The organism is Streptomyces sp. col6 (assembly GCF_008042035.1).
In the GTDB taxonomy this organism is placed as follows: Bacteria; Actinomycetota; Actinomycetes; order Streptomycetales; family Streptomycetaceae; genus Streptomyces.
Window position 1 is genome coordinate 190,070 of record NZ_RDBL01000014.1, and the last position, 21,915, is coordinate 211,984.

Below are 21,915 nucleotides of genomic sequence, written 5' to 3' on the forward strand. Positions count from 1 at the left end.
GGGCGCGGGCAGCCGGAAGCTCCCGGCGGTGCGGGCTCGTGCCGCGCACCGCCGGGAGCGGTCCTGAGGGGCGGGGTGCTACACGCGGGGGGTCACGCCTTGCCGCCGTCGTACAGCGCGGTCACCTCCTGGTCGGTGAGCGCCTTGTCGTACACCTGCACCTGGTCCACGGAGCCGTTCCAGAAGTCGGTGTTGTTGCCCGACCACTTGGCGCGGCCCACGGACAGGGCGCCGCTGCTGACGTCGGCCGATCCGGCCGGGGCGGTGGAGGCGAGCTTGCCGTCCACGTACAGCTTGATCTCGTCACCGCTGCGGACGCCGACCAGGTGGTACCAGTGGCCGAGCTCGGGCTTGATCTCCGCGCGGGCCCGGTGGGCGCCGGGGGTGGAGAAGGCGAACGCGCCCTGTCCGTACTGGAGGTAGAACGGGTTCTCCTGGCGCCGGCCGTCCTGGCTGACGACGGTGGCGTAGTTGCCCGGGAGGGCATCCAGGGAGGCCCAGGCGGAGACGGTGTAGTCGCCGGTGGTGTCGACGACCGGGCCGTCGGTCTCCGCGTACTGGCCCTCACCGTTGAACTTCAGCGCCGAGCCGTGCACGCCGGTGGTCCAGGACGTGCCCTCGGAGAGGGTCAGGTCCTTGTGGTTCGGGCCGCTGTCGGAGGCCTTGGTGCCCTTGTTCTCGTCGAGGGACCAGGAGCCGCCGCCCTTGACGGGGGTGCGGGTGCCGGCCGCGGCACCGGCGGCGATGACCTCGCGGTTGATCTTGCGGACCTGGGCGGCGTCGACCTTGATCTCGCGGCGGTCGTACGTCCAGAGGCCGTTGAGCTCGTTCTCCAGATCGGTCACCTGGGTGTAGATGGAGCCGGAGAGTTCGGCGCCGGCCGCCTCCAGGTAGTAATTACGGGTGTTCTCGACGTACTTGGCGGTGAGCGCGGCCTTGTCGGCGACACCGCTGTAGATCACGGTCGGGGCGCCGGGCCACATGTGGCCGGGCATCCGCAGGGTGAAGCCGCCGTGCTCGCCGTCCATCGCGGCGCGGGTGGCGTCCGGGAAGGCCGGGTCGGTGTTGTTGTAGTCGTGGTGGTCGATGATGTCGCCCTTGCCCGAGTCACCCTTGGAGTTGCAGCAGTTGACACCGCTGTGGGCGTTGACGATGCGGGAGGGGTCGGCGGCCTGGACCTGCTCGGTGATCTTGCCGGTCTCGGTGCGGTCCCACTCGCCCCAGCCTTCGTTGAAGACGATCCAGGAGCCGATCGAGGGGTAGTTGTGGAGCTGCTCCATCTCCTCGGCACCCTGGTCGATGAAGGCCTGGTGGCCCTTCTCGTTGGTGAGGTTGCCGGAGACGAAGTCCTGCCACACGAACAGACCGAGCTGGTCGGCGTGGTAGTACCAGCGGGCGGGCTCGACCTTGATGTGCTTGCGCACGGAGTTGAAGCCGAGGTCCTTCTGCGCCTTCAGGTCGAAGACCAGCGCGTCGTCGCTGGGCGCGGTGTTCAGGCCGTCCGGGTAGAAGCCCTGGTCGAGCTGGGCGAGCGAGAAGAACGGCTTCCCGTTGAGGACGATCTTCTGGTAGCCGCCGACGTCGGCGATGCCGACGGAGCGCATCCCGAAGTAGCTGTCGACGGTGTCCTTGGAGCCGCCGTCCTTGAGGGTGACCTCCAGGTCGTACAGGTACGGGTCGTCCGGGGACCACAGGTGCTGCTTGGCTACCGGGAGGCTCAGCTCGCGGTTGGCCGGGCCGCTGATCCTGCCGACGACCTTGCCCTTCTTGTCACGGGCGACGGCGGTGACCGTCGCGGACTTCGAGGCGTCCTCGGAATTGACCGTCAGGGCGAGGTTGCCCTTGTCGATGTCCGGGGTGGTCGTCAGGGAGTCGACGGCCGCCGGGGCGACGGGCTCCATCCAGACGGTCTGCCAGATGCCGGAGGAGGCGGTGTAGAAGATGCCGCCCGGGTTGGCCGACTGCTTGCCGGTGGGCTGGTCGGCACCGGTGGTGTCGGTGACCCCGACGACGATCTCCTGCGGGCCGCTGCCCTTGATCGCGTCGGTGATGTCGGCGGTGAAGGCGGTGTAGCCGCCGGTGTGCTCGGCGACCTTCTTGCCGTTGACCCAGACGGTCGCCTGGTAGTCGACGGCACCGAAGTTGAGCTTCAGCCGGTTGCTCCTGCCGTGCTTGTCGGCCTTGACCGCCCAGTTCTGCGGGACGGTGACGAGCTTGCGGTAGAACATGTGGTCTTCGTGGCGCTCCAGGCCGGAGAGCTGCGACTCGACCGGGTACGGCACGGTGATGCGCTCACCGAGCTTCTTGCCGAAGACGGGCTTCTCGCCCGCCTCGGCCCCGGCGAACTCCCACTGGCCGTTGAGGTTCTTCCACTTGTCGCGCACCTGCTGCGGCCGGGGGTACTCGGGCAGCGGGTGGTTGCGGTCGACCTTGTCGCCCCACTTGGTGGTGAGACGGTGCGTGGAGTTGTTGGTGGCCGTGCGGTTGATGTCGGGGACGGTCTCGCCGCCCGCCTTCAGGCCGCCCTTGCCGTCGTACGCGATCTTGACGCGCTGGTCCTTGAGGACGGCGGCGTCCAGCTTGACGACGAGTTCCTTGCCGCCGCGGGCCCGGGTGACGGACTTGACCGGCATCGGGGTGGTGTCGGCCTCGACGGTGAGGTGGTTCTTCAGGTCCGCGTAGTCGCTGACCTTGTCGTCGAAGACGGCGTGCAGCTCGGTGCCGTTGTCCGCGACGCTCAGCCCGACGGGGTAGACCTCGAAGTCGGCGGGCGGGGTGAAGGCGGACTCCGGGACGAACTGCTTGGCCAGTTTCGCGCTGGACCAGCGCAGGAACATGTTGGCGCCGCCGGTGTCCTGGAACATCTCCAGCTTGAACTCGTGCGGCTCGCCGGCCTTGAGCGATATCGGCGCGCTGGTCTGCTCGTTGTCCCAGTCCGGCTGCCAGTGGTCGATGACGGCCTTGCCGTCGATGAACAGCCGGAAGCCGTTGTCGCCACTGGCGGCGAAGGTGTAGTCGCCGTCCTCGGGAGCGGTGAGGAAACCGGTCCAGCGGGCGGTGGTGTTCTCGGCCTGGCCGGTGGTCGACTCGAACGTGCCCGCCAGACCGGGGAAGTTGATGTTCGGTTCGAGGGCGACCCCGCCGAGCTTGTCGAAGTCCCGCGCGCCGGGCGCGGACATGCTGAAGTACTCGCCCTTCAGCCCGTGGACGGTGGTGGCCGGGTCACCGGCCTTGAAGGTGGTCGAAGCGGCGCTCGCGGGGGCGGCCGCGGCGGCCGGGACGAGCGTGGCACCGAGGGGGATGAGCAGCGCGGCGGCGCAGGCCGCTGTCCTGAACAGAGCGCGGGGGTGGGGCGTTTGTGGTCTCAAGGCGTCGTCCTGTCGAGAGAGCTGAAGTGCCTCGAACCTGTGAGGCACAGCACACAATCGAACATTGAGCCACAGCATCAAACGCAAAACAACAGTCGTGCGCGAGGATTTTTCAACGATAGAAAGTGTGGCGGACGCGGGCTCGGGAGACGGCACACGCAGACCGCCCCCTTCACACACCTTGGGTGCGAAGGGGGCGGTCCGGGAACGAAACGGAATGTCCCGAAGGTGGGTCAGATCGCGTAGCCGTACGGGACAGGGGCGTGTACGGTGCCGTTCAGCGCACGGGCGGCGTCGCGGGCCCAGGAGGGGCTGCGCAGCAGTTCACGGCCGAGGAGCACGGCGTCCGCGCGGCCCTCGGTGAGGATCTTCTCGGCGTGCTGCGGGTCGGTGATGAGACCGACGGCCGCCACGGGCAGCGAGGTCTCCTTCCTGACGCGCTCGGCGAAGGGCACCTGGTAGCCGGGGCCGGTCGCGATGCGGACGCGCGGCGCGTTGCCGCCGGTGGAGACGTCGAGCAGGTCGACCCCGTGCTCCTTGAGCTGCGCCGCCAGCCGTACGGTCTCGTCGGCGGTCCAGCCGTCGCGCTCGTCCTCGGGGTTCTCGGTGAGCCAGTCCGTCGCGGAGACCCGGAAGAAGACGGGCAGGTCCTCGGGCCACACCTCGCGCACGGCGTCGACGACCTGGAGGGCAAAGCGCACGCGGTTCTCGTAGCTTCCGCCGTACTCGTCGGTGCGGTGGTTGGTGTGCGGGGAGAGGAACTGGCCGATGAGGTAACCGTGCGCACCGTGCACCTCGGCGACCTGGAAGCCGGCCTCGACGGCGCGGCGGGCGGCCTCGCGGAAGTCGTCGACGACACCGGCGATCTCGTCGGCGGTCAGCTCGTGCGGCACCGGGTAGCCCTCGTCGAAGGGCAGCGGACTCGGGGCGACCGGGGTCCAGCCGTGTGCGTCGGGGCCGACGGGGCCGCCACCGGTCCACGGCGCCGCGGTCGACGCCTTACGGCCGGCGTGGGCGAGCTGGATACCGACCACGGAGCCCTGCGCCTTGACGAAGTCGGTGATCCGGCGGAACGCCTCGACCTGGGTGTCGTTCCAGATGCCGAGGTCGGCCGGGCTGATCCGGCCCTCGGGGCTGACCGCGGTGGCCTCGGTGAGGATCAGGCCGGTGCCGCCGGTGGCGCGGGCCGCGAGGTGGGCGAAGTGCCAGTCGCCCGGCACGCCCGTCTCCGGCCCCTCCACCGCGGCGCTGTACTGGCACATGGGCGCCATCCACACCCGGTTGGGCACGACAAGCGACCTGAGGGTGTAGGGCTCGAAGAGGGCACTCACGACGGACTCCGTTTCGCCGGGTACGGAAGGATCGCTAGTACGATACATCCCGTAGTACGACGCCCGTCAAATTACGACCACTCTCGTACTAGTGGGACCCGCGCCGGGCCCCGGGTCAGTGGGGGCTCAGCGGGTACGAGGTGCGGCCGGAGGCCTCGTCGATCTCGTCGTGGGCCTTGGTCAGCAGTTTCATCGCGAGTTCGTTCAGCGCGCGGGCTCCGGCGATCTCCTCCCCCACCCGGGGCTGCTCGGCGTCCGAGGGGTGGCGGCTTGCGTAGCCGTGCGCGCGTACCTCCTGTCCGTCGGAGAGCCGCACCAGGGCTGCCGCGCGGGTGCGGTGGGTGTCCTCCTCGAATTCCAGCTCGATGTGCCAGCCGACAGCGGTTCGGGTCATGGCGCTCACCTCCGGAAGGTCTCCCCTCCAGGGTGCGCCTCGCGCGGGCGCGGCGCGCGAGCGGGCGGGACCGGTGGCCGGGGGTTGCTCAGGCGCCGGCCCCCCGTCCCCGGCGGCGGAGCGGGATGGAGGCGGCCACGTCGTACATCTGGTTCCAGCTGCGCCCGGCGCCCGAGGACCAGGTGACATGGGCGGTGCCCCCGTCGGTGCGGACGGCCTCCACCGTCATGGGGCGGTCGCCGTCGCGCACGTCGCCCCGGCGCAGCTCGTCCGCCCTGACGGTGACGTGGTCCGCCGGGCCGCTCTCGGCCTCGTCCGCCGCGAAGCCGAGAGCGGTGGCCAGTTCCCGGGCGCGGGCCGGGGTGCACAGGAGGGTGAGGTCGCCGGACGGCGTCGCGACCCGGATCCCGACCTCCGCCCCGGCGGGGGCGATGTCCCGGATTCCGGTGTCCTCGTGCTCGTTCGTCATCGCTTCCGCGCCTTCCCGTGTTCCGGACCCCGGGCTCAGTCCAGCCGGAGGCTCTCCGGCGGACCCAGGTAGCTGGGTTCGAGGCCGCCGGTGTCGATCACCAGGTTCTGGAGCACCACCGTCGGATCGACCATCCAGAATTTCAGCACATGCGTGCCGGGGGCGGCGATCCGGTGGACGGTGCTGGTGACGTTGACGTTGTCGGAGGTGTTACGGGCCCACTGCGCGTTCATGGTCCCGTCGTCGGCCCCCGTCGCCTTCGTGACGTTCACCCGCTGCGGCACGGCGTCGTCGAAGGAGACGGCGTAGGTGAGCCCGTCGGTCGGCAGCGGGTTGTTGCGGGGCGAGAGGTACGTGTGCAGGGTGACCGGGCCGGTGGTGAAGAGGCTGACCCGGTACTCCAGGCGCGGGCTCCGGCCCCCGGGCGTCTGCCGGGCGGCGGTGACCGGGAAGGGTTCCATCCCGGCGCCGGTGCGGCCGATGTCCGGGATGCGCTCCCAGTGGACGTCCCAGCCGCCGACGGCCCGGTGGTAGTGGTCGGCCGCGATGGAGACATAGCCACCGGCCTCGACGAAGCCGCCGAGCCGGGCGCGGGAGAGCGCGGGGCGGTCGATCACCGCCGTGATCACGACCTCCGTTCCGTCCGGCCCGCCGACCGTGACCGGGACACGGGTCACCCCCTTCGGCGCCCGGTCCCAGTCGACGCGCAGGGTGATCCGGTCCTGTGTGTCCACCCGGCCGCGCACCCGGTCGGCGGTCAGCCAGGAGGCCCCGGTCCGCACCCGGTAGTCGAACGGCGCGCGACCCCGGTTGAACACCTCGATGTACTGGGCGGGCCGGGTCTGGTACGGGCTGAACACCGGCAGCACGGCGGGCTCGGTCTCGTGCGGCCACCAGGCGGTGGAGCCGTCCACAGCGACGCCCATCTCGGCCCGCGCGGGCAGGTCGATACGGGTGACGGCCGGGAAGAGCACGTCCTTCAGAGCCACGTTGTCGATCTCGGGCTGCTGCCAGGGGGCGTTGGGCCCGTAGCGTTCGATGTCGCCGTAGTCGATGTGCGGCTGGGTCTGGAAGCCCTGCCACTTGCCGCCGGCGATCCCGGCGTTGAAGCGGTCGGCCAGCGCGAAGTCGTCGGCGAGCCGTGCCTCGGCGGTGGCCGCGAGGGTGTTGGTGAGGGCCCGGCCCTGGGCCGCGTAGTGGAGGTTGGTGAACCCCGCCTCGCGCAGCGCGTACAGGTTGGCCGTGGCCGCCACCTCGTAGCCGACCAGTTCGTACCATGCGTCCTGGGCGGAGGCGGGCAGCCGGCGCCCGATCCGTTCGGCCTGCTCCCCGAGGACCCGCCATTCCTCGGTGACGCGTTCCAGCTCGCGGTAGTGGACGAGGCCGAACGGCGACGCCCGGTCGTCGTACACGACGGCCGAGCTGTCGGTGGCGGGGTCCTTGGCCGGGTCGAGGGTGATCCGGCGGTTGAGGAGTTCGGGCTTGCGGCGCGCCTGGAGCCGGGCGTAGGTGCGCAGCACGGAGGCGATCTCTTCGGCCTGCTTCCCGCCGAAGTTCTGCCGGGCGTATGTCTCCTCCCACTCCGGCAGCCGGTCCAGGGTCCAGCGTTCCGGGTTCCAGGCGTACTCCAGGAAGAACTGGGTCGGCAGCTCGTTGCCCTTGAGGTCGCCGGCGTTGGTGACCCACAGACCGTGGTTGCCGTAGGCCGCGCACTGGTGGAGCTGGTCCCACATGTTGGGCAGGGATGTGGTGTCCACCCACTTGTAGTTGCGGCCGACGCCGACGTAGTCGAAGTGGTAGTACAGCCCGTAGCCGCCCGGCCTCGGCTTCTCGGCGGGGTCGGGGAGTTTGCGGATGTTGGCCCAGTTGTCGTCGGTGAGGACCACGGTGACGTCGTCGGGGACGCGCAGGCCCCGGTCCCAGTAGCGCTGGACCTCCTTGTAGAGCGTCCAGACCTGCGGGATCGTGGTGACGTCCCTGCCGGAGACCTCGGCCAGGATCTCGCGCTGGGTGGCGATGATCTCGGTCATCAGCTCGATGCCGTCGCCGTCGGGGAGGCTGACGTCGCCGTTGCCGCGCATGCCGAGGGTGACGACGCCCTCGAAGTCCTCGTCCTTCATCCGGCGGATGCCCTCCGCCCAGTACGCCTTCAGCGCCGCGGCGTTGCGGCGGAAGGACCACTCGCCGGTGCCGCCGTAGGGGTCGTGGCCGGGGGTGGTGATGTTCCCGTCGCTGTCGCGTACGGCGGCGACGGCGTGCCGGTTCCACTCCTCGATGCCGCGCATCATGGGCGCTTCGTGCGAGGTGCCCATGACCACGCCGTACGCCTTGGCGGTGGCGTGGTTGAGCGGGTCGTCCTCGGCGAAGGCGCGGCCCCAGACGGCCGGCCACAGGTAGTTGGCCTTGAGCCGGAGCATGACCTCGAAGACCCGGGCGTAGAAGTCGGCGTTGAAGCCGCCCTCGAAGCCGGGGGCCTTGCCGGGTCCGAAGTGGGCGGGCGCCCAGGTGCCGAGGGCCGGGTTCTCGTCGTTGATGAAGAAGCCGCGGTACTTCACGGCCGGGGTGCCCTGGGTGTGGAGTCCGGGCCGTACGTGGATCTCGTCGCGGTGTACGGGGGTGACGTCGTCCCACCAGTACCAGGGCGAGACGCCGATCCCCCGCGAGACGTCGTACGCGCCGAAGACGGTCCCGCGCTGGTCGCTGCCCGCGATGACGAATGCGCGCTCCACGCCGGGGAACGGCTTGTCGACGACGGTCTGGAGGCTGGTCTCCCACTTGCCCCGGATCGAGGAGACGTCGAGCCGGCCGTCGGCGACGAGCCGGTCGATGAGGGGGCTGCGGCCCACGGTCCCGATGACCGTGATCTCGCGGGCCTTCGGGACCGCCCCGTGCGCGAGGGCGGGGCGGACACCGGTGACGCGTTCGATGTCGTCGCGGAGGTCGCCGGCGACCCGTACGACGCCCGTCCAGTCGCGGTCGCTGACCAGGACCGGTGTCGCCCGCCCGTGCCTGACCAGCGGGAAGCTGCCGCGCGATGCGGTGAAGGCGATGTACGCGCCGGGGTCGGTGGGCCGGGCGGCGGGGCCGTGCCCGGTGGCCGACGCCTCGCCGGTGAGCCCGACGAGGGAGCCGAGCGGGGTCGCGGTGAGTGCGGTGAGCCCGAGGCCGAGGCCGAGGACCGATCGGCGGCTGGTGGGCCGCGGGGTGTCGTTGTCCATTCTGCTCTCCCTGTCCCTCTCCGCGCTCAGTGCCGGCCCGCGACGAGCAGCAGGTCGTCGCGCAGGGCGCTGTAGGCGGGCTTGGCCTTGTAGTTCTCGTCGAAGAGGTTGGCCGCGCCCTCGCCTTCGAAGGTGGACGGCACCCAGGAGTACTTGTCGGTGAAGCCCCAGACGGTGAAGTCGGTGCACTTCGGGGTCAGCAGGCAGCCGCGCAGCAGTACGTCGTAGCCCTCGGCCTGCGCTTCCTGCTCGGTGCTGTCGGAGAGCATCGGGATGCGCACGTCGGCCTCGGTGATCGCGGTCTCCAGGCCGAGGTCGTCGAACCGCTTCATGTTCTCGGCGATGTCGTGGGGCGCGTTGTACTGGACGGAGAGGTGGCCCTGGATGCCGACGCCGTCGATCGGTACGTGCTGCTTGCGCAGCTTCACGACCAGGTCGTGGAGGGCGGTGCTCTTCGCGTTGACGCCCTCGATGTTGTAGTCGTTGATGAACAGTCTGGCCCTGGGGTCGGCCTCGTGGGCCCAGCGGAAGGCGTCCGCGATGTAGCCGGGGCCCAGCTTCCGGAGCCAGATGGAGTCGCGCAGGGTGCCGTCGTCGTTGAACGCCTCGTTGACGACGTCCCACTGCCAGACGCGGCCCTTGAAGTGACGGGCCTCGTCGGTGATGTGCTTGCGCAGGATCGCGCGCAGCTGGTCGGCGGTGAAGTCGCCGGTGGTGAGCCAGGTGGGCAGCTGATTGTGCCAGAGCAGGGTGTGGCCGCGCACGAGCTGGCCGTTGGCGCGGGCGAAGTCGACGAGCTCGTCGGCCGCCGACCAGTCGTACGTACCCCGGCTCGGCTCGACGACCTCCCACTTCATGACGTTCTCGGGGGTGACGGAGCTGAACTCGCTCGCGGCCTTGGCCCGGTAGGGCGCGTCGTCGGCCAGGGCCGCCATGTCGACCGCGGTGCCGATGCGCAGGTCGGCGCGCTTGCCGAGGGAGCCGAGCGTGGTGGCCGGAGGCTTCTCGGGTCCGCCCTCGTGGCCGGAGTGCGCGAAGGCGTTGATGGTGCAGGGGGCGAGCAGGGCAGCGGCGGCGGCGCCGACCAGCACGGCCTTGATTGGCTTGCGCATGACAGAAAACCCTTTCCGGGAAGCGCACGGCGCTGTGCCCGGAGGTGGGCCGGGCCGCGTGCGCGGGTGTGGGTGTTTCGAAAGTTTCGCGCACTCGTCCGTACCTCCGGCGGGCCGGTGGTACGGACGAGGAGCGACCGGGCGGGACGCGCTGCGGTAAGGGCCGCGCGCGCCCCGCCCGGTGGTACGTGAGCCGGTCAGCCGCGTAGGGGGGCGGCCGCCGTCACGGGTTCGACCAGGGCGTCGCACACCAGCCGGCGCCGGTGGTCGAGCGTGCGCTCGGGACCGTTGAGCCGCAGGTGCACGGTGTGCCGGATGTCCCCGGCACCGCTGGAGGTGGCGAGCCGCAGCTCCAGCGCGCCCGGCTCCACGACCCGCAGGCCGCCGATGCCGGTGAAGGAGACCAGATCGGCGTGGAACCGGAAGCGCACCCGCGCCTCCTCGCCCGCGTCGAGCGGCACCCGGGCGTAGCCGATGAGCCGGGTGTCGGGCCGGGTCGTCTGGGCGACCGGGTCGTGCACGTACAGCTGGACGACCTCCGCGCCGGCCCGGTCGCCGGTGTTGCGGACGGTCAGCTCGATGTCGGCGGAGCCGTCGGTGGGGATCTCCGCGGGCGGCGCGGTGCCGGGCTCCCAGGCGAAGGAGGTGTACGTCAGCCCGTGGCCGAAGGGGTACAGCGGCGTCGGGTCAAGGTTGCTGACCCCGTTGGCGAGTCCGAGCGGCGGCTGGAGGTACGTCCACGGCTGGCCGCCCGGGTGGCGCGGCACGGAGACCGGAAGCCGGCCGGAGGGGCTGACCCGGCCGGAGAGCACCGAGGCGAGGGCGGGGCCGCCCTCCTCACCGGGGAAGAACGCCTGCACCACGGCGGCGGTGCGCTCCGCCCAGCGGCCGAGCGCGTACGGGCGGCCCGTGACCAGGACCAGGACGACCGGGGTGCCGCTGTCAAGCAGCGCGTCGAGCAGTTCGCCCTGAACGCCCGGCAGCGACAGGTCGTCGGCGTCGCAGCCTTCGCCGGAGGTGCCGCGCCCGAACAGTCCGGCCCGGTCCCCGAGCACGGCGACGCACACATCCGCGTCCCGGGCCGCCTCCACCGCGTCCGCGATGCCGGAGGTGTCCGTCCCGTCGACCTCGCAGCCGGGGGCGCCGGTGACCGTGGCGGCGGGGAACGCGCCGCGCACCGCGTCGAGCACGGTGGGGATGTCGATGCCCATGGCGACTCCGGGGTGCAGGACGCCGACATGGCTCGGGAAGGAGTAGCAGCCGAGCATCGCGAGCGCGTCGTCCGCGCGGGGGCCGACCACGGCGATCCGCCCGGTCCCGGCGAGCGGCAGGGCGCCGCGCGGGTTGGCGAGCAGGACCACGGCCTGTTCGGCGAGTTCGCGGGCGAGGGCGCGGTTGCGCGGCGGGTCCAGGTCGATGGTCTCGCGGGCCTGCTCCGGGTCGCTGTCCCGCAGGAGTGCGGGCACCGGGGTCCAGTCGGGGTCGAGGAGCCCGAGGGCGCACTTCTGGAGGAGGACCCGGCGCAGGGCGCGGTCGACGAGGTCCTCGGGGACCGTACCGGCGAGGACGGCGGCGGCGAGTTCGTCGCCGTAGCTGCGGACGGTGGGCAGTTCGACGTCGACCCCGGCGCGCAGCGCGAGGCGGGCCGCGTCGGCGCGGTCCTCGGCGATCCTGTGCAGGGTCTCCAGGAAGCCGATGGCGAAGTAGTCGGCGACCACGGTGCCCTCGAAGCCCCAGGTGTCGCGGAGCAGTCCGGTGAGCAGGGCGGGGTCGGCCGCCGAGGGCACCCCGTCGATCTCCGCGTAGGACTGCATGACCGAGCGTGCGCCGCCTTCGAGGAGGGCCATCTCGAAGGGCGGCAGGATGACGTCGGCGAGTTCCCTGGCCCCGGCCCGGACGGGCGAGAGGTTGCGGGCGCCGGCCGATGCCGCGTATCCGGCGAAGTGCTTGAGGGTGGCGACGATCCCGGCGGACTCAAGGCCCTTCACGTACGCGGTGCCGATGGTGGCGACCAGGTAGGGGTCCTCGCCGATGGTCTCCTCGACGCGACCCCAGCGCAGGTCGCGCACCACGTCCAGGACCGGGGCGAGGCCCTGGTGGATGCCCACGGACCGCATGTCGCCGCCGATCCGGTGGGCCATCTCGGTGACCAGGTCCGGGTTCCAGGCCGCACCCCAGGACAGCGGGACCGGGTAGGCGGTGGCGCCCCAGGCGGTGAAGCCGGCGAGGCATTCCTCGTGGGCGAGCGCCGGGATGCCGAAGCGGCCGGCGCCGGCGATGGCCCGCTGGGCGCGGGCCAGCGAGATCGCGCCGACGGCGGGGTCGACGGGGGCGGTGCCGAAGGGGCGGGTCAGCTGGCCGAGGCCGCGCGGGATCAGCGCGTCCCAGTCGATCGCGTCGACCATCTCGTTCTGGTGCGGGGCGACCCCGTCCCCGTCGGCGTCGGCGCCCACCCAGATGCCGTACAGCTGGGCGGTCTTCTCCTGGAGGGTCATCCGGGAGACAAGGTCGGCCACACGCTCCTCGGGGGCGAGCGCGGGGTCCTGCCAGGGGCCGTCGGCGGCGGTGGCCGCTGCGGTCCTACGGGCGTGCGGAACAGGGGGGTTTGCCATGGCGGCGGGGATTCCTCTCAAGAGTGCGGTGGTACGGGGCGGCATGGACGCGCTACTTGCCGCCCACCCCCATCAGTCCGTTGACCAGCGCCTTCCGTGCCACGAGGTACACGGCGAAGATCGGTACGACGGAGAGCACGATCGCGGCGAGCACGGCCGGGATGTTCACCCCGAACTGGGACATGAAGTTGAAGAGACCGAGGGTCAGTACGCGGTTCTCCTCGGACTGGGTCAGGATCAGCGGGAACAGGAAGCCGTTCCACGCCTGGAGGGCCGTGTAGATCGCCACCGTGCTGATGCCCGCCTTGGACATCGGGATCGCCAACTGCCACAGCATCCGCAGCGACGAGGCGCCGTCGAGCGCCATGGCCTCGTACATCTCCTCGGAGACGTCGCGCATGGTGCCGCTGAGGATCAGCACCGCGACCGGCATGGCGAAGGCCGCGGTCGGCAGGATGATCGCCGGCAGGCTGTCGTACAGGCCCATCTTGGTGATGAGCAGGTAGAGCGGCACGATCACGGCCTGGGCGGGGATGGCGACGCCGAGCAGGAAGGTGCGGAAGGCGAGTCCGGAGAGCCTGCTGCGGGTGCGTACCGCGACGTACGCGACGGGGATCGAGAGGACCAGCACGATCGCCGTGGTCGCCACGGCGACGATCGCCGTGTTGGAGAGCATCGTGGAGAAGCCGCTGTCCAGCACCGTGCGGTAGTTGTCGAGCGTCGGGTCGGTCGGGACGGCCAGCGGGTCGCCGTTCAGCGCCTCGTCCTGGTGCATCAGCGAGGACGAGACCAGCGTGTAGAGCGGGACGATCACGAGCAGGAGCCAGACCACCGAGCCGAGGCCGGCCAGCGGGTTGCCCCACCTGCGGCGTCGCCGCGGGGTGGCGGGGCGGATGCGGGTCAGGGGCTGCGCGGGGCGCGCCGCGCAGCCCCTGACCGACCTGCAGCGCGGGATGTGGCCGGCCGGCGAGGCACGGGACGACGAGGGGCGGTGGGTTCGCGCAGTGAGGCAGACATCGTGGTTGTCTCCAGTGGGGGAGGGCTGCGAGCCGCTGTGGGGGACCCGGTCAGGCGCGCAGGGTGGCGCCGCCGTCGACGTACAGGTCGTGCAGGGTGATGTGGCGGGCCCGGTCGGACACAAGGAAGGCGACCGCCTCGGCGACGTCGGACGGTTCGGCGATCCTGCCCAGCGGTATGCCCGTGCGGTAGCTCGCGAGGTCCCCGGCTATGACACGCTGCGCGGCGGGCCCGTCGTCCCGTGCCTCGCCGGCCGGCCACATCCCGCGCTGCATGTCGGTGAGGGTGGAGCCCGGTGAGACGGTGTTGCACCGGACGCCCAGGGGCGCCAACTCCAGGCCGAGGCACTTGGTGAACATGACGGAGGCGGCCTTGGACGCGGCGTAGGCCGCCATGGTCGTACGGGGGATGCCGGCGGCGTTGGACGCGACGGTGACGATGCTGCCGGCACCGCGCCCGGCCATCCGGCGCGAGACGGCCCGCGAGACGTGGAACACCCCGTCGGTGTTGACGGCGAAGGTGGCCGCCCAGTCCTCGTCGGTGAGCTCGGCGACGGGCGAACACCGCAGTATCCCGGCGACGTTGACCGCGATGTCCAGGGCGCCGAGCGTGTCCTCGGCCTCGGCGACGAGGGCTTCGACGGCCGCCGCGTCCGTGACGTCCAGCGTCCGCCCGACGACGCTCCCGACGTACTCCCGGGCCAGGGCGTCCACGCCTTCGGCGTCCACATCGGTCGCAAGGACCCGGCAGCCGCGTGCGGCGAGGGCGCCGACGACCGCCTCGCCTATGCCGCGCCCGGCTCCCGTCACGAGGGCCAGCCGGCCGGCGAGTTCCTGATCCGGGGGCAGGAGGGGACGACCGGAAGCAGGGGGGGAATGCGGCGCCATGGCCTGAGGTCTCCATTGCCGATGAGGGGTGAGTGGGCCTGTGCCGAGCGATTGACGTCGTTTCAGGGCAGGAGTGTGCCCCGGTGCCGCCGCCGACCATCCGACACACTTAGGCAAGCCTAACCATATGTTGATCGCGTGGGCGAGGGGGTCCGAACGCGGATACCCGACGCTTCGCATGGCTCGTGATGCACCTTTTGCCCCCTTTTAAGGCAAAGGTCAAATGTGCGCGACTGGAGTGGTTTTGATGGTGATAAAAGCTATCAAAACGGACCAATGCCTTACTTCGGTCGCAGTGGGCAGCGTCACGTTCGCCGTTTCTGACGCGTAATCCGATCTCCGGGTTCCCAGTCGTGCCAAGAAATTTGACATCCCCCGGCTCGGGCGATCATGAGTATTTCCTTTGATGGATCTTGCAAAACAATTGTGATCAGCAATTCCGGGCTTGTTCCGGCCGTCGTTTCTCGCTTACGGTCCCGTCATCAATCCGGATGGAACGCCGAATCCTGCCGCCGTCCGGGAACCCGACCACTCACGTACGGCAGGAGCGGGGGACCCAGGTTTGCCGCCGGTCCGGAATCCGGAGCGGCTAGGGGTGAAGTCGCCATGTGCGGCCGGACATCTCCAGTCCGAACCCGACAGCTCACCTCGTAGGCGACGGAGAGGAAACAGTCATGCCCATCACGGGTAAGCACCGTCGTGCCAAGTCCGCGTCCCTGACCCGCGGTTTCATCGCCGTGAGCGCGGGCGGAGCCGTTCTCGCGCTCCCCCTGATCTCCGCCGGATCGGCCTCCGCCGCTCCCGCCAAGGCCGTCGTCGCCGAAAAGGCCGCAGCCCCGACTTCCGTCGCCGGCAAGGAAATTGCCGCGCAGAAGGCCGCGCCCACCACCTATTCCGTGGTCTCCGGCGACTCCCTTTACAAGATCGCCCAGGGGCATTCCCTCGGCGGCGGCTGGGAGCGGCTGTACAAGGACAACCGCGGCGTTGTCGGCAGCAACCCCGACCTGATTCACCCGGGTCTGAAGCTCACCATCGGCGGCAAGTCCGAGGCCGCTGCCCCGAAGGCCGCGAAGAAGAGCGAATTCAAGGCGGAGAACGCCGAGAAGAACGGCGACACCGCCCCCCGGACCCAGAGCGCCGACCGCGCCGACCGCTCCGAGCGCACGGTCGTCCCCGTCGCCGAGAAGACCGCCGCGCCCGTGGAGACCCAGACGGCCGCCACGTACACCGACGACCTCGACGGCTGGATCAAGGAATCGCTGGCCGTCATGGCCGAGCACGGCATTCCGGGCAGCTACGACGGCATCTACCGCAACATCATGCGCGAGTCGTCGGGCAACCCGCTCGCGATCAACAACTGGGACGTCAACGCTGTCAATGGCACGCCCTCCAAGGGTCTGCTCCAGGTGATCCAGCCCACCTTCGACGCCTACCACGTGCCCGGTACGTCGACGGACATCTACGACCCGGTCGCCAACATCACGGCCGCGTGCAACTACGCCGCCGCCACGTACGGCTCCATGGACAACGTGTTCGGCGCCTACTGATCTCATCGGCCCCGTGCTCGGGGCGGAGCCGTGAGCAGGGGTGGAAAGAAGCGGAATCGCTCCTTTCCACCCCTTTTCGCATGCCGGTACAACCCTCGCACCGCACGAGGCGTCGAACAGGGCGCCCAGGAAGACAGCGGGCTCTTCCTGGCACCCCCCGGACTCGCCCGGTCATCCTTGATCCAAGGAGCCACTCGTGCGTCACCACCGTTCGGCCGCCGTTCTCGCGGCCTCGATCCTCCTGCTGACGGGCGCGTCCATCGCCGCGCCCTCCGCCTACGCCGGCACGCCCGCGGCGCCGGGCGCCGTGCACGCGAACGACCGCAACAGCGATTTCAACGGCGACGGCCACGAGGACGTGCTCATCGGCGCGCCGGGCGCCACGATCGACGGCAAGCCGGGGGCCGGCTTCGTCACCGTCCAGTACGGCTCCGCGAGCGGCCCGGGCACCAGCCCGTCCGCCGTCTTCAGCCAGAACACCGCAGGGGTGCGCGGCGCCGCCGAGGCCGGTGACTCCTTCGGCCAGTCCCTGGCCACCGGAGATCTGAACGGCGACGGCTACGACGACGCCGTCGTCGGCGTACCGGGGGAGGACATCGAACCCCTGCTCGACGCGGGCGGCGCCGTCGTGCTGTGGGGGTCGCCACAGGGCCTCACCGGGACGGACAGCGACTGGCTGCAGGCCGGCGAGGCGCGGGCCTGGGCGAGATTCGGCACGGGTCTTGCGGCCGCCCACTTCAGCCCCGACGTCCCCGGCGACGAGCTGGCCGTGACCGACCTCTCCGACCTCCTGCTGTTCCGCTACGAACCGGCCCTGCTGAAGAAGGGCGCCGTACCCCTGGCCCCCGCCCAGCGCGAGAACGTGATCCCCGCGGAACCCGGACACGAGATCGACCCGAAGTCGCTCACCACCGGCGACTACGACGGCAACGGCCTCGCCGACCTCGTCGTCTCCGGGACGAGCGCGGGCGCGAGCCGCGGCGAGGGCTGGTCCGCCTACTTCTCCGGGCAGGTGCAGGGGCTCAGCTTCGAGCGCTCCCTGCGCGGCGGCCCCGCCGTCGCCTCCGGTGACATCAACAACGACGGTTACGACGACCTCGTCACGGGGAGCCCGGACCGCGTCGGCGAGGGTCCGGACGGCGGTGTGATCGGCGTCTACTACGGCAGTGCCGGTGACGGCCCGGTCGTCGGCGCGGCAGGGCCCGGCACCGAGCCCCTGTGGTGGACGCAGGACTCCCCGGGCGTCCCCGGCGTCTCCGAGCAGGGCGACAGCTGGGGCACCGACCTCTCCGTGGCCGACACCGACGGCGACGGCTACGCGGACGTGGCCGTCGGCGCCCCGCTGGAGGACGTCGGAGCCCCCGGCGAGGACATGTCCCGCGGCGACTCGGGAGCAGTATGGGTGCTGCGCGGCGCGGCCGGCGGTCTGACGGCGGCCGGGGCCCGCTCCTGGGACCAGGACTCCGCGAACGTCCCCGGAGTGCCCGAGGCGAACGACCACTGGGGAGGCCAGGTGCGCCTGATCGACCCCGACGGCGACGGACGGTTCGGCCTCCTGGCGGCTGCCCCCGGCGAGGACGTGCTGAACGGGGTCGTCTGGGTGCTGCCCGCCGCGAAGGACGGGGTGACGGCGGCCGGCTCATGGACCTTCGACGGCGGATCCCTCGGCGCGCCCCGGACGAAGGCCCGCCTCGGCGAGGCGATCGACGAGTAGGCCGGCCCGTCCCGGAATGCGGCACGCGGGCAGGGCGTGGATGCTGGAACGGTCAGCGTCTCTAGGAGGTCAGTCATGAGCATGCTCGACAAGATCAAGGGCATGATCAAGGGACATCCCGATCAGGCCCGGCAGGGAGTCGAGAAGGGCGGCGACCTCGTCGACAAGAAGACCGGCGGCAAGTACGAAAGCCAGGTCGACTCGGCCCAGCAGAAGATCAACGACCAGCTCGGTGACCGCCGCCCGCCCGAAGAGGGCCGGTAGGAGCCTGCAAGAACGTGAGGGAGCGGTGGACGCCACAGCCGTGGCGCCCACCGCTCCCGTGCGTCCGGCAGCCCCGCCGGGCGCACCCCGCACCGCTCCGACGTGCGCGCACCCGCCGCCCGGGAGCATCCTGGCTGTGTGACCTGGCACGGCGCGGCCGGGCGGTCGGCGCGCGGTACGAGCGACGGCCCTCCCGGGAGAACGGAGGACGGCCGGGCGCCGGACGATCTGTCCCTGGTGCTCGCGCAGTCCGTCGTGAACGCCATCGAGGCGGTCGGCGGCCGGGCCGGCGGGGTGTATCTGCCGTCGAGCACCCCCGGGCTGCTCCGGCTGGCCGTACTCGCCGGGCTCCCCGCACCGCTGTTCCGCCCCTGGTGGCGGATGCACGTGAACCGGCCGTTCCCGGTCGCCGAGGCCTTCCGCACCGGCAGCCCCGTGTACCTGGCCGACGCGGAGGACGCCATGCGGCGCTTCCCGCAGCTGATGGCCGGGCTGCCGTTCCCCTTCGGATCGCTGTACGTACCGGTCCTGCGCCGCCGTGAACCGGTCGCCGTCCTCGTCGTCCTGCGCGCCGCGACCGGGGACGAGCCGGTTCCCGCCGGCGACCGGGACCGGCTCCAGCGGATCGCCCGGCGGCTGGGCGCCGATCTGGCCGTCCTGGCCGGCGCCGGCACCCGGCCGGAGTGGGACGACGAACCGCTGCCCGTCCAGCTGCCCGCCGAGACCTCGCCGCCGGTGCGCATCGGCCGCTTCGACTGGAACCTCGGCACCGGCACCGTCGAGACGGACGGCGAGCTCGCCGCGATCCTCGGGCCGGAACCGGGCCGCTTCCCCGGGACCATCGAGGCCCTGGCGGCCAGACTCGCGCCGGAGGACGTGTACGGCCTGTGGGCGCTGGCCCGGCAGGCGGCGGGCTCCGACGGCCCCGTCGTACGCCGCATGCGGCTGCGCGGCCCGGACGGGCGCTCCCACCTGCTGGAGGTCTCCGGGCGCAGGGACGACGCCGCCGGGCCCGGCGGGCACCTGTCCGGGTTCCTGGTGGACCTGGGCATCGGCCCGGTCGTCGCCGAGGCCGCCGACCGGCTGCCGCGCGGCATCTTCTCGCTCGACCGCTTCGGCCGGATCACCTACGTCAACCAGCTGGCCGAGGAGATGCTCGGCCGGGCCCGCGCCGAACTGGTCGGGCGCGTCTTCTGGGAGGTGCTGCCCTGGTTCGGGAACCCCGCGTACGAGGACCACTACCGGGCCGCGATGATCTCCGACGCGCCGGTCCACTTCCTGGCCCGGCGCGACCCGCCCCCCTGGCTCTCCGTCTCCCTGTACCCGGGCCACGACGGGCTGACGGCCGTCCTCACCCCCGCCGAGGAGCCGGCCTACACCCCGGACTCCGTCATGTCGCCCGGCCTGGGCCTCGGCTCCCCGGCCGACCGGTCCGCCGCGCTCTACCGCCCCGTCGCCCTCGCCATCGCGCTCACCGAGGCCGTCACCGCCCGGCAGGTCTCCCGCGTCGTCACCGAGGAACTGCTGCCCGCGTTCGGCGGCCGCCAGCTGGCGATCTACCTGCTCAAGGAGGGCCACCTGTACCTGGAGTGGGAGACCGGCTTCCCCCAGGGCTTCCTCGACCGGTTCGACGCCGTCGGCCTGGACGCCCGCATCCCGGGCGTGGAGACGCTCACCAGCGGGCGCCCCATCTTCTTCGAGTCCATGCAGCGCCTGGCCGCCGCCTACCCCGGCATCCCCATGGACGCCGACGTCGGCGCCCGCGCCTTCCTGCCGCTGATCGCCTCCGGACGGCTCGTCGGCTCCTGCATCCTCGGCTTCGACCAGCCGCGCGGCTTCAGCCCGGAGGAGCGCACGGTCCTCACCGCCCTGGCCGGCCTCATCGCCCAGGCCCTCCAGCGCGCCCAGCGCTACGACACCGAGGCCGCACTGGCCCGCGGCCTCCAGGACGCCCTGCTGCCGCACCGGCTGCCCGCCCTGCTCGGCATCGACACCCAGGGCCGCTACCTCGCCGGCACCCAGGGCATGGACGTCGGGGGCGACTGGTACGACGTGATCGAGACCGGCGGCCGGCTCGCCCTCGTCATCGGGGACGTCCAGGGCCACGGCGTCGCCGCCGCGGCGACCATGGGCCAGCTCCGCAGCGCCGTACGGGCCTTCGCGCTCAGCGGGCACGACCCGCAGGAGGTCATGAGCGGCACCAACCGCCTGCTCATCGACCTCGACACCGGCCAGTTCGCGAGCTGCTGCTACATCGTGACCGACCCCGCCACCGGCCGGACGCACGCCGTCCGCGCCGGGCACCCCCAGCCCGTCCTGCGCCGCCCCGACGGAACCACCGAGGTCATGGAGCTGCCGGGCGGCATCGTCCTCGGCATCGACGCCGAGGCCGTCTACCCCGTCACCGAACTGCACCTGGACCCCGGCGCGGCGCTCGCCCTCTACACCGACGGGCTCGTCGAACAGGCGGGCATCGACATCGACGTCGGGGTCGAGCGGCTGCGCGGCACGATCGCCGGACTGGGTGCCGCACCCCTGGCCGAGACGGCGGACCACGTCATCCGCCGCGCACGGCAGGCCGCGGACCGGCCCGACGACATCGCCCTGCTGCTCGCCGCCCGCTGGGCCGAGGAGGACGAAGCCGCGCCCGGACGGCTTTAGAACCTCTTAACCGGCCCTCCCGACAATGCCGGTTCACACCGGAGAGCCGGCTGTGGACCGAGCGCCTGGGGGCCGCATGAGCATCGACACCGTGACCACCGAGACCGGGGGACTGCCGCAGTTCCCCATGACGCGCGGCTGCCCCTACCACCCGCCCGCCGGGTACGCGCAGCTGCGCGAGGAGGGACCGCTCGCCCGGGTCCGCCTGTACGACGGCCGCGTGGCCTGGGTCGTCACCGGCTACGAGGAGACCCGCCGGCTGCTCGTGGACCCCCGGCTCTCCTCCGACCGCACCCGCCCCGACTTCCCGGTGCTCGTCCCGCGCATGGCGGCCGCCAAACTGACCGCCCTGGTGGGGATGGACCCGCCGGAGCACGACATCCAGCGGCGCATGCTGATCCCCAGCTTCACCGTGAAACGCGTCAACTCGCTGCGCCCCGCGATCCGCCGCATCGTCGGCGAGAAGATCGACGCCCTGCTCGCCGGCGGAAGGACCGGCGCGGACCTGGTGCCGGAGTTCGCGCTGCCGGTCCCGTCCACCGTGATCTGCGAACTCCTGGGCGTGCCGTACTCCGACCACGACTTCTTCGAGCAGCAGACGAGCCGGATGGTGCAGGCGACGAGCACGGCCCAGGAGGCGTCCGACGCCAGCGCCGCCCTGGTCGCCTACTTCGACGAACTCATCACGGCCAAGGAGGCGAAGCCGGGGGAGGGGCTGCTCGACGAGCTGATCACCGACCGGCTGGCCACCGGAGAGCTGGGGCGCCTGGAACTGGCCTCCATCGCGATGTTCCTGCTGGTCGCCGGCCACGAGACGACCGCCAACATGATCGGCCTGAGCGTGCTCACCCTGCTCGAACACCCCGACCAGCTGGCGGAGGTGCGCGACGACCCGGATGTGGCCTCCGGCGCGGTCGAGGAGCTGCTGCGCTTCCTCTCGGTCGCCGACGAGCTCCAGCGGGTGGCGGCGGCCGACATCGAGATCGGCGGGGTCCTGGTGAAGGAGGGCGACGGCGTGTACCTCCCGAACGCGGCGGCCAACCGCTCCCCGCAGGTCTTCACCGACCCCGACACCCTCGACGTCCGCCGCGGCACCCGCCACCACCTCGCCTTCGGCTACGGCGTCCACCAGTGCATCGGCCAGAACCTCGCCCGCGCCGAACTGGAGATCGCCCTCCATGAACTTGCCGTCCGCATCCCGACGTTGCGGCTGACCGAACCCCTCGAAGCCCTGGGCGTCAAGCCGGGCGGCTCCGTCCAGGGGGTGTTCCGCCTCCCCGTCACCTGGTGACCCACCCGTACACCTCGCACGTACGAGGAG

At 71.5% G+C, this 21,915-nt stretch carries 14 protein-coding genes and 1 riboswitch; of the genes, 5 read left to right on the forward strand and 9 right to left on the reverse strand.

Features of this window, described 5'->3' with window-relative positions; genetic code table 11:
* Nucleotides 1-92: 92 nt before the first annotated feature.
* The 9 genes from EAO73_RS24680 to EAO73_RS24720 form a co-directional block, all read right to left on the reverse strand.
* Complete coding sequence (locus EAO73_RS24680) at nt 93-3,368, reverse strand: LamG-like jellyroll fold domain-containing protein (RefSeq protein WP_147973769.1); 3,276 nt, start codon at nt 3,366-3,368, stop codon at nt 93-95.
* 233 nt (nt 3,369-3,601) lie between these two features.
* A complete protein-coding gene (locus EAO73_RS24685; protein ID WP_147973770.1) occupies nt 3,602-4,699 on the reverse strand; it encodes an NADH:flavin oxidoreductase/NADH oxidase in 1,098 nt (365 codons plus the stop codon).
* Nucleotides 4,700-4,814: 115 nt separating this feature from the next.
* The gene (locus EAO73_RS24690; protein ID WP_147973771.1) at nt 4,815-5,093 is read right to left on the reverse strand and encodes a DUF1876 domain-containing protein; all 279 of its coding nucleotides are present in this window, start codon (nt 5,091-5,093) and stop codon (nt 4,815-4,817) included.
* Nucleotides 5,094-5,181: 88 nt separating this feature from the next.
* Nucleotides 5,182-5,562, reverse strand: a complete 381-nt coding sequence (locus tag EAO73_RS24695) for a hypothetical protein (protein WP_147973772.1) — start codon at nt 5,560-5,562, stop codon at nt 5,182-5,184.
* A 35-nt stretch (nt 5,563-5,597) separates the two neighbouring features.
* Nucleotides 5,598-8,780 carry a glycosyl hydrolase 115 family protein gene (locus EAO73_RS24700; RefSeq protein ID WP_147973773.1) on the reverse strand — a complete coding sequence of 1,061 codons (3,183 nt, stop codon included), beginning with the start codon at nt 8,778-8,780 and terminating at the stop codon, nt 5,598-5,600.
* A 26-nt stretch (nt 8,781-8,806) separates the two neighbouring features.
* Nucleotides 8,807-9,892 carry an endo-1,4-beta-xylanase gene (locus tag EAO73_RS24705; RefSeq protein WP_147973774.1) on the reverse strand — a complete coding sequence of 362 codons (1,086 nt, stop codon included), beginning with the start codon at nt 9,890-9,892 and terminating at the stop codon, nt 8,807-8,809.
* A gap of 197 nt (nt 9,893-10,089) precedes the next feature.
* Nucleotides 10,090-12,504, reverse strand: a complete 2,415-nt coding sequence (locus EAO73_RS24710) for a glycoside hydrolase family 3 N-terminal domain-containing protein (protein WP_147973775.1) — start codon at nt 12,502-12,504, stop codon at nt 10,090-10,092.
* 52 nt (nt 12,505-12,556) lie between these two features.
* Complete coding sequence (locus EAO73_RS24715; RefSeq protein WP_412075174.1) at nt 12,557-13,336, reverse strand: carbohydrate ABC transporter permease; 780 nt, start codon at nt 13,334-13,336, stop codon at nt 12,557-12,559.
* A gap of 235 nt (nt 13,337-13,571) precedes the next feature.
* Nucleotides 13,572-14,408: a 2,3-dihydro-2,3-dihydroxybenzoate dehydrogenase gene (locus EAO73_RS24720; protein WP_147973776.1), complete on the reverse strand. Its 837-nt coding sequence runs from the start codon at nt 14,406-14,408 to the stop codon at nt 13,572-13,574.
* A 487-nt stretch (nt 14,409-14,895) separates the two neighbouring features.
* Nucleotides 14,896-15,080, forward strand: a riboswitch (cyclic di-AMP (ydaO/yuaA leader).
* Between the two features lie 2 nt (nt 15,081-15,082).
* On the opposite strand from EAO73_RS24720, the gene EAO73_RS24725 reads away from it, so the two are divergent.
* The 5 genes from EAO73_RS24725 to EAO73_RS24745 all read left to right on the forward strand — a co-directional run bounded on the left by EAO73_RS24725 (nt 15,083) and on the right by EAO73_RS24745 (nt 21,885).
* A complete protein-coding gene (locus EAO73_RS24725) occupies nt 15,083-15,955 on the forward strand; it encodes a transglycosylase SLT domain-containing protein (protein WP_147973777.1) in 873 nt (290 codons plus the stop codon).
* 196 nt (nt 15,956-16,151) lie between these two features.
* The gene (locus EAO73_RS24730; protein ID WP_147973778.1) at nt 16,152-17,669 is read left to right on the forward strand and encodes an FG-GAP and VCBS repeat-containing protein; all 1,518 of its coding nucleotides are present in this window, start codon (nt 16,152-16,154) and stop codon (nt 17,667-17,669) included.
* Between the two features lie 75 nt (nt 17,670-17,744).
* On the forward strand, nt 17,745-17,933 hold the full coding sequence (locus EAO73_RS24735) for an antitoxin (protein ID WP_147973779.1): 189 nt from the start codon (nt 17,745-17,747) through the stop codon (nt 17,931-17,933).
* Between the two features lie 138 nt (nt 17,934-18,071).
* Nucleotides 18,072-20,594, forward strand: coding sequence for a SpoIIE family protein phosphatase (locus EAO73_RS24740; protein ID WP_147973780.1), 2,523 nt, complete (start codon nt 18,072-18,074; stop codon nt 20,592-20,594).
* 76 nt (nt 20,595-20,670) lie between these two features.
* Nucleotides 20,671-21,885, forward strand: coding sequence for a cytochrome P450 (locus EAO73_RS24745; RefSeq protein ID WP_147973781.1), 1,215 nt, complete (start codon nt 20,671-20,673; stop codon nt 21,883-21,885).
* Nucleotides 21,886-21,915 lie beyond the last annotated feature (30 nt).

Excerpts from the sequence above, each read along its gene's own strand:
- EAO73_RS24690 (WP_147973771.1), bottom strand. The coding sequence starts at position 5,093 with ATGACCCGAACCGCTGTCGGCTGGCACATCGAGCTGGAATTCGAGGAG.
- EAO73_RS24695 (WP_147973772.1), bottom strand. The coding sequence starts at position 5,562 with ATGACGAACGAGCACGAGGACACCGGAATCCGGGACATCGCCCCCGCC.
- EAO73_RS24700 (WP_147973773.1), bottom strand. The coding sequence starts at position 8,780 with ATGGACAACGACACCCCGCGGCCCACCAGCCGCCGATCGGTCCTCGGC.
- EAO73_RS24705 (WP_147973774.1), bottom strand. The coding sequence starts at position 9,892 with ATGCGCAAGCCAATCAAGGCCGTGCTGGTCGGCGCCGCCGCCGCTGCC.
- EAO73_RS24710 (WP_147973775.1), bottom strand. The coding sequence starts at position 12,504 with ATGGCAAACCCCCCTGTTCCGCACGCCCGTAGGACCGCAGCGGCCACC.
- EAO73_RS24720 (WP_147973776.1), bottom strand. The coding sequence starts at position 14,408 with ATGGCGCCGCATTCCCCCCCTGCTTCCGGTCGTCCCCTCCTGCCCCCG.
- EAO73_RS24725 (WP_147973777.1), top strand. The coding sequence starts at position 15,083 with ATGCCCATCACGGGTAAGCACCGTCGTGCCAAGTCCGCGTCCCTGACC.
- EAO73_RS24735 (WP_147973779.1), top strand. The coding sequence starts at position 17,745 with ATGAGCATGCTCGACAAGATCAAGGGCATGATCAAGGGACATCCCGAT.
- EAO73_RS24745 (WP_147973781.1), top strand. The coding sequence starts at position 20,671 with ATGAGCATCGACACCGTGACCACCGAGACCGGGGGACTGCCGCAGTTC.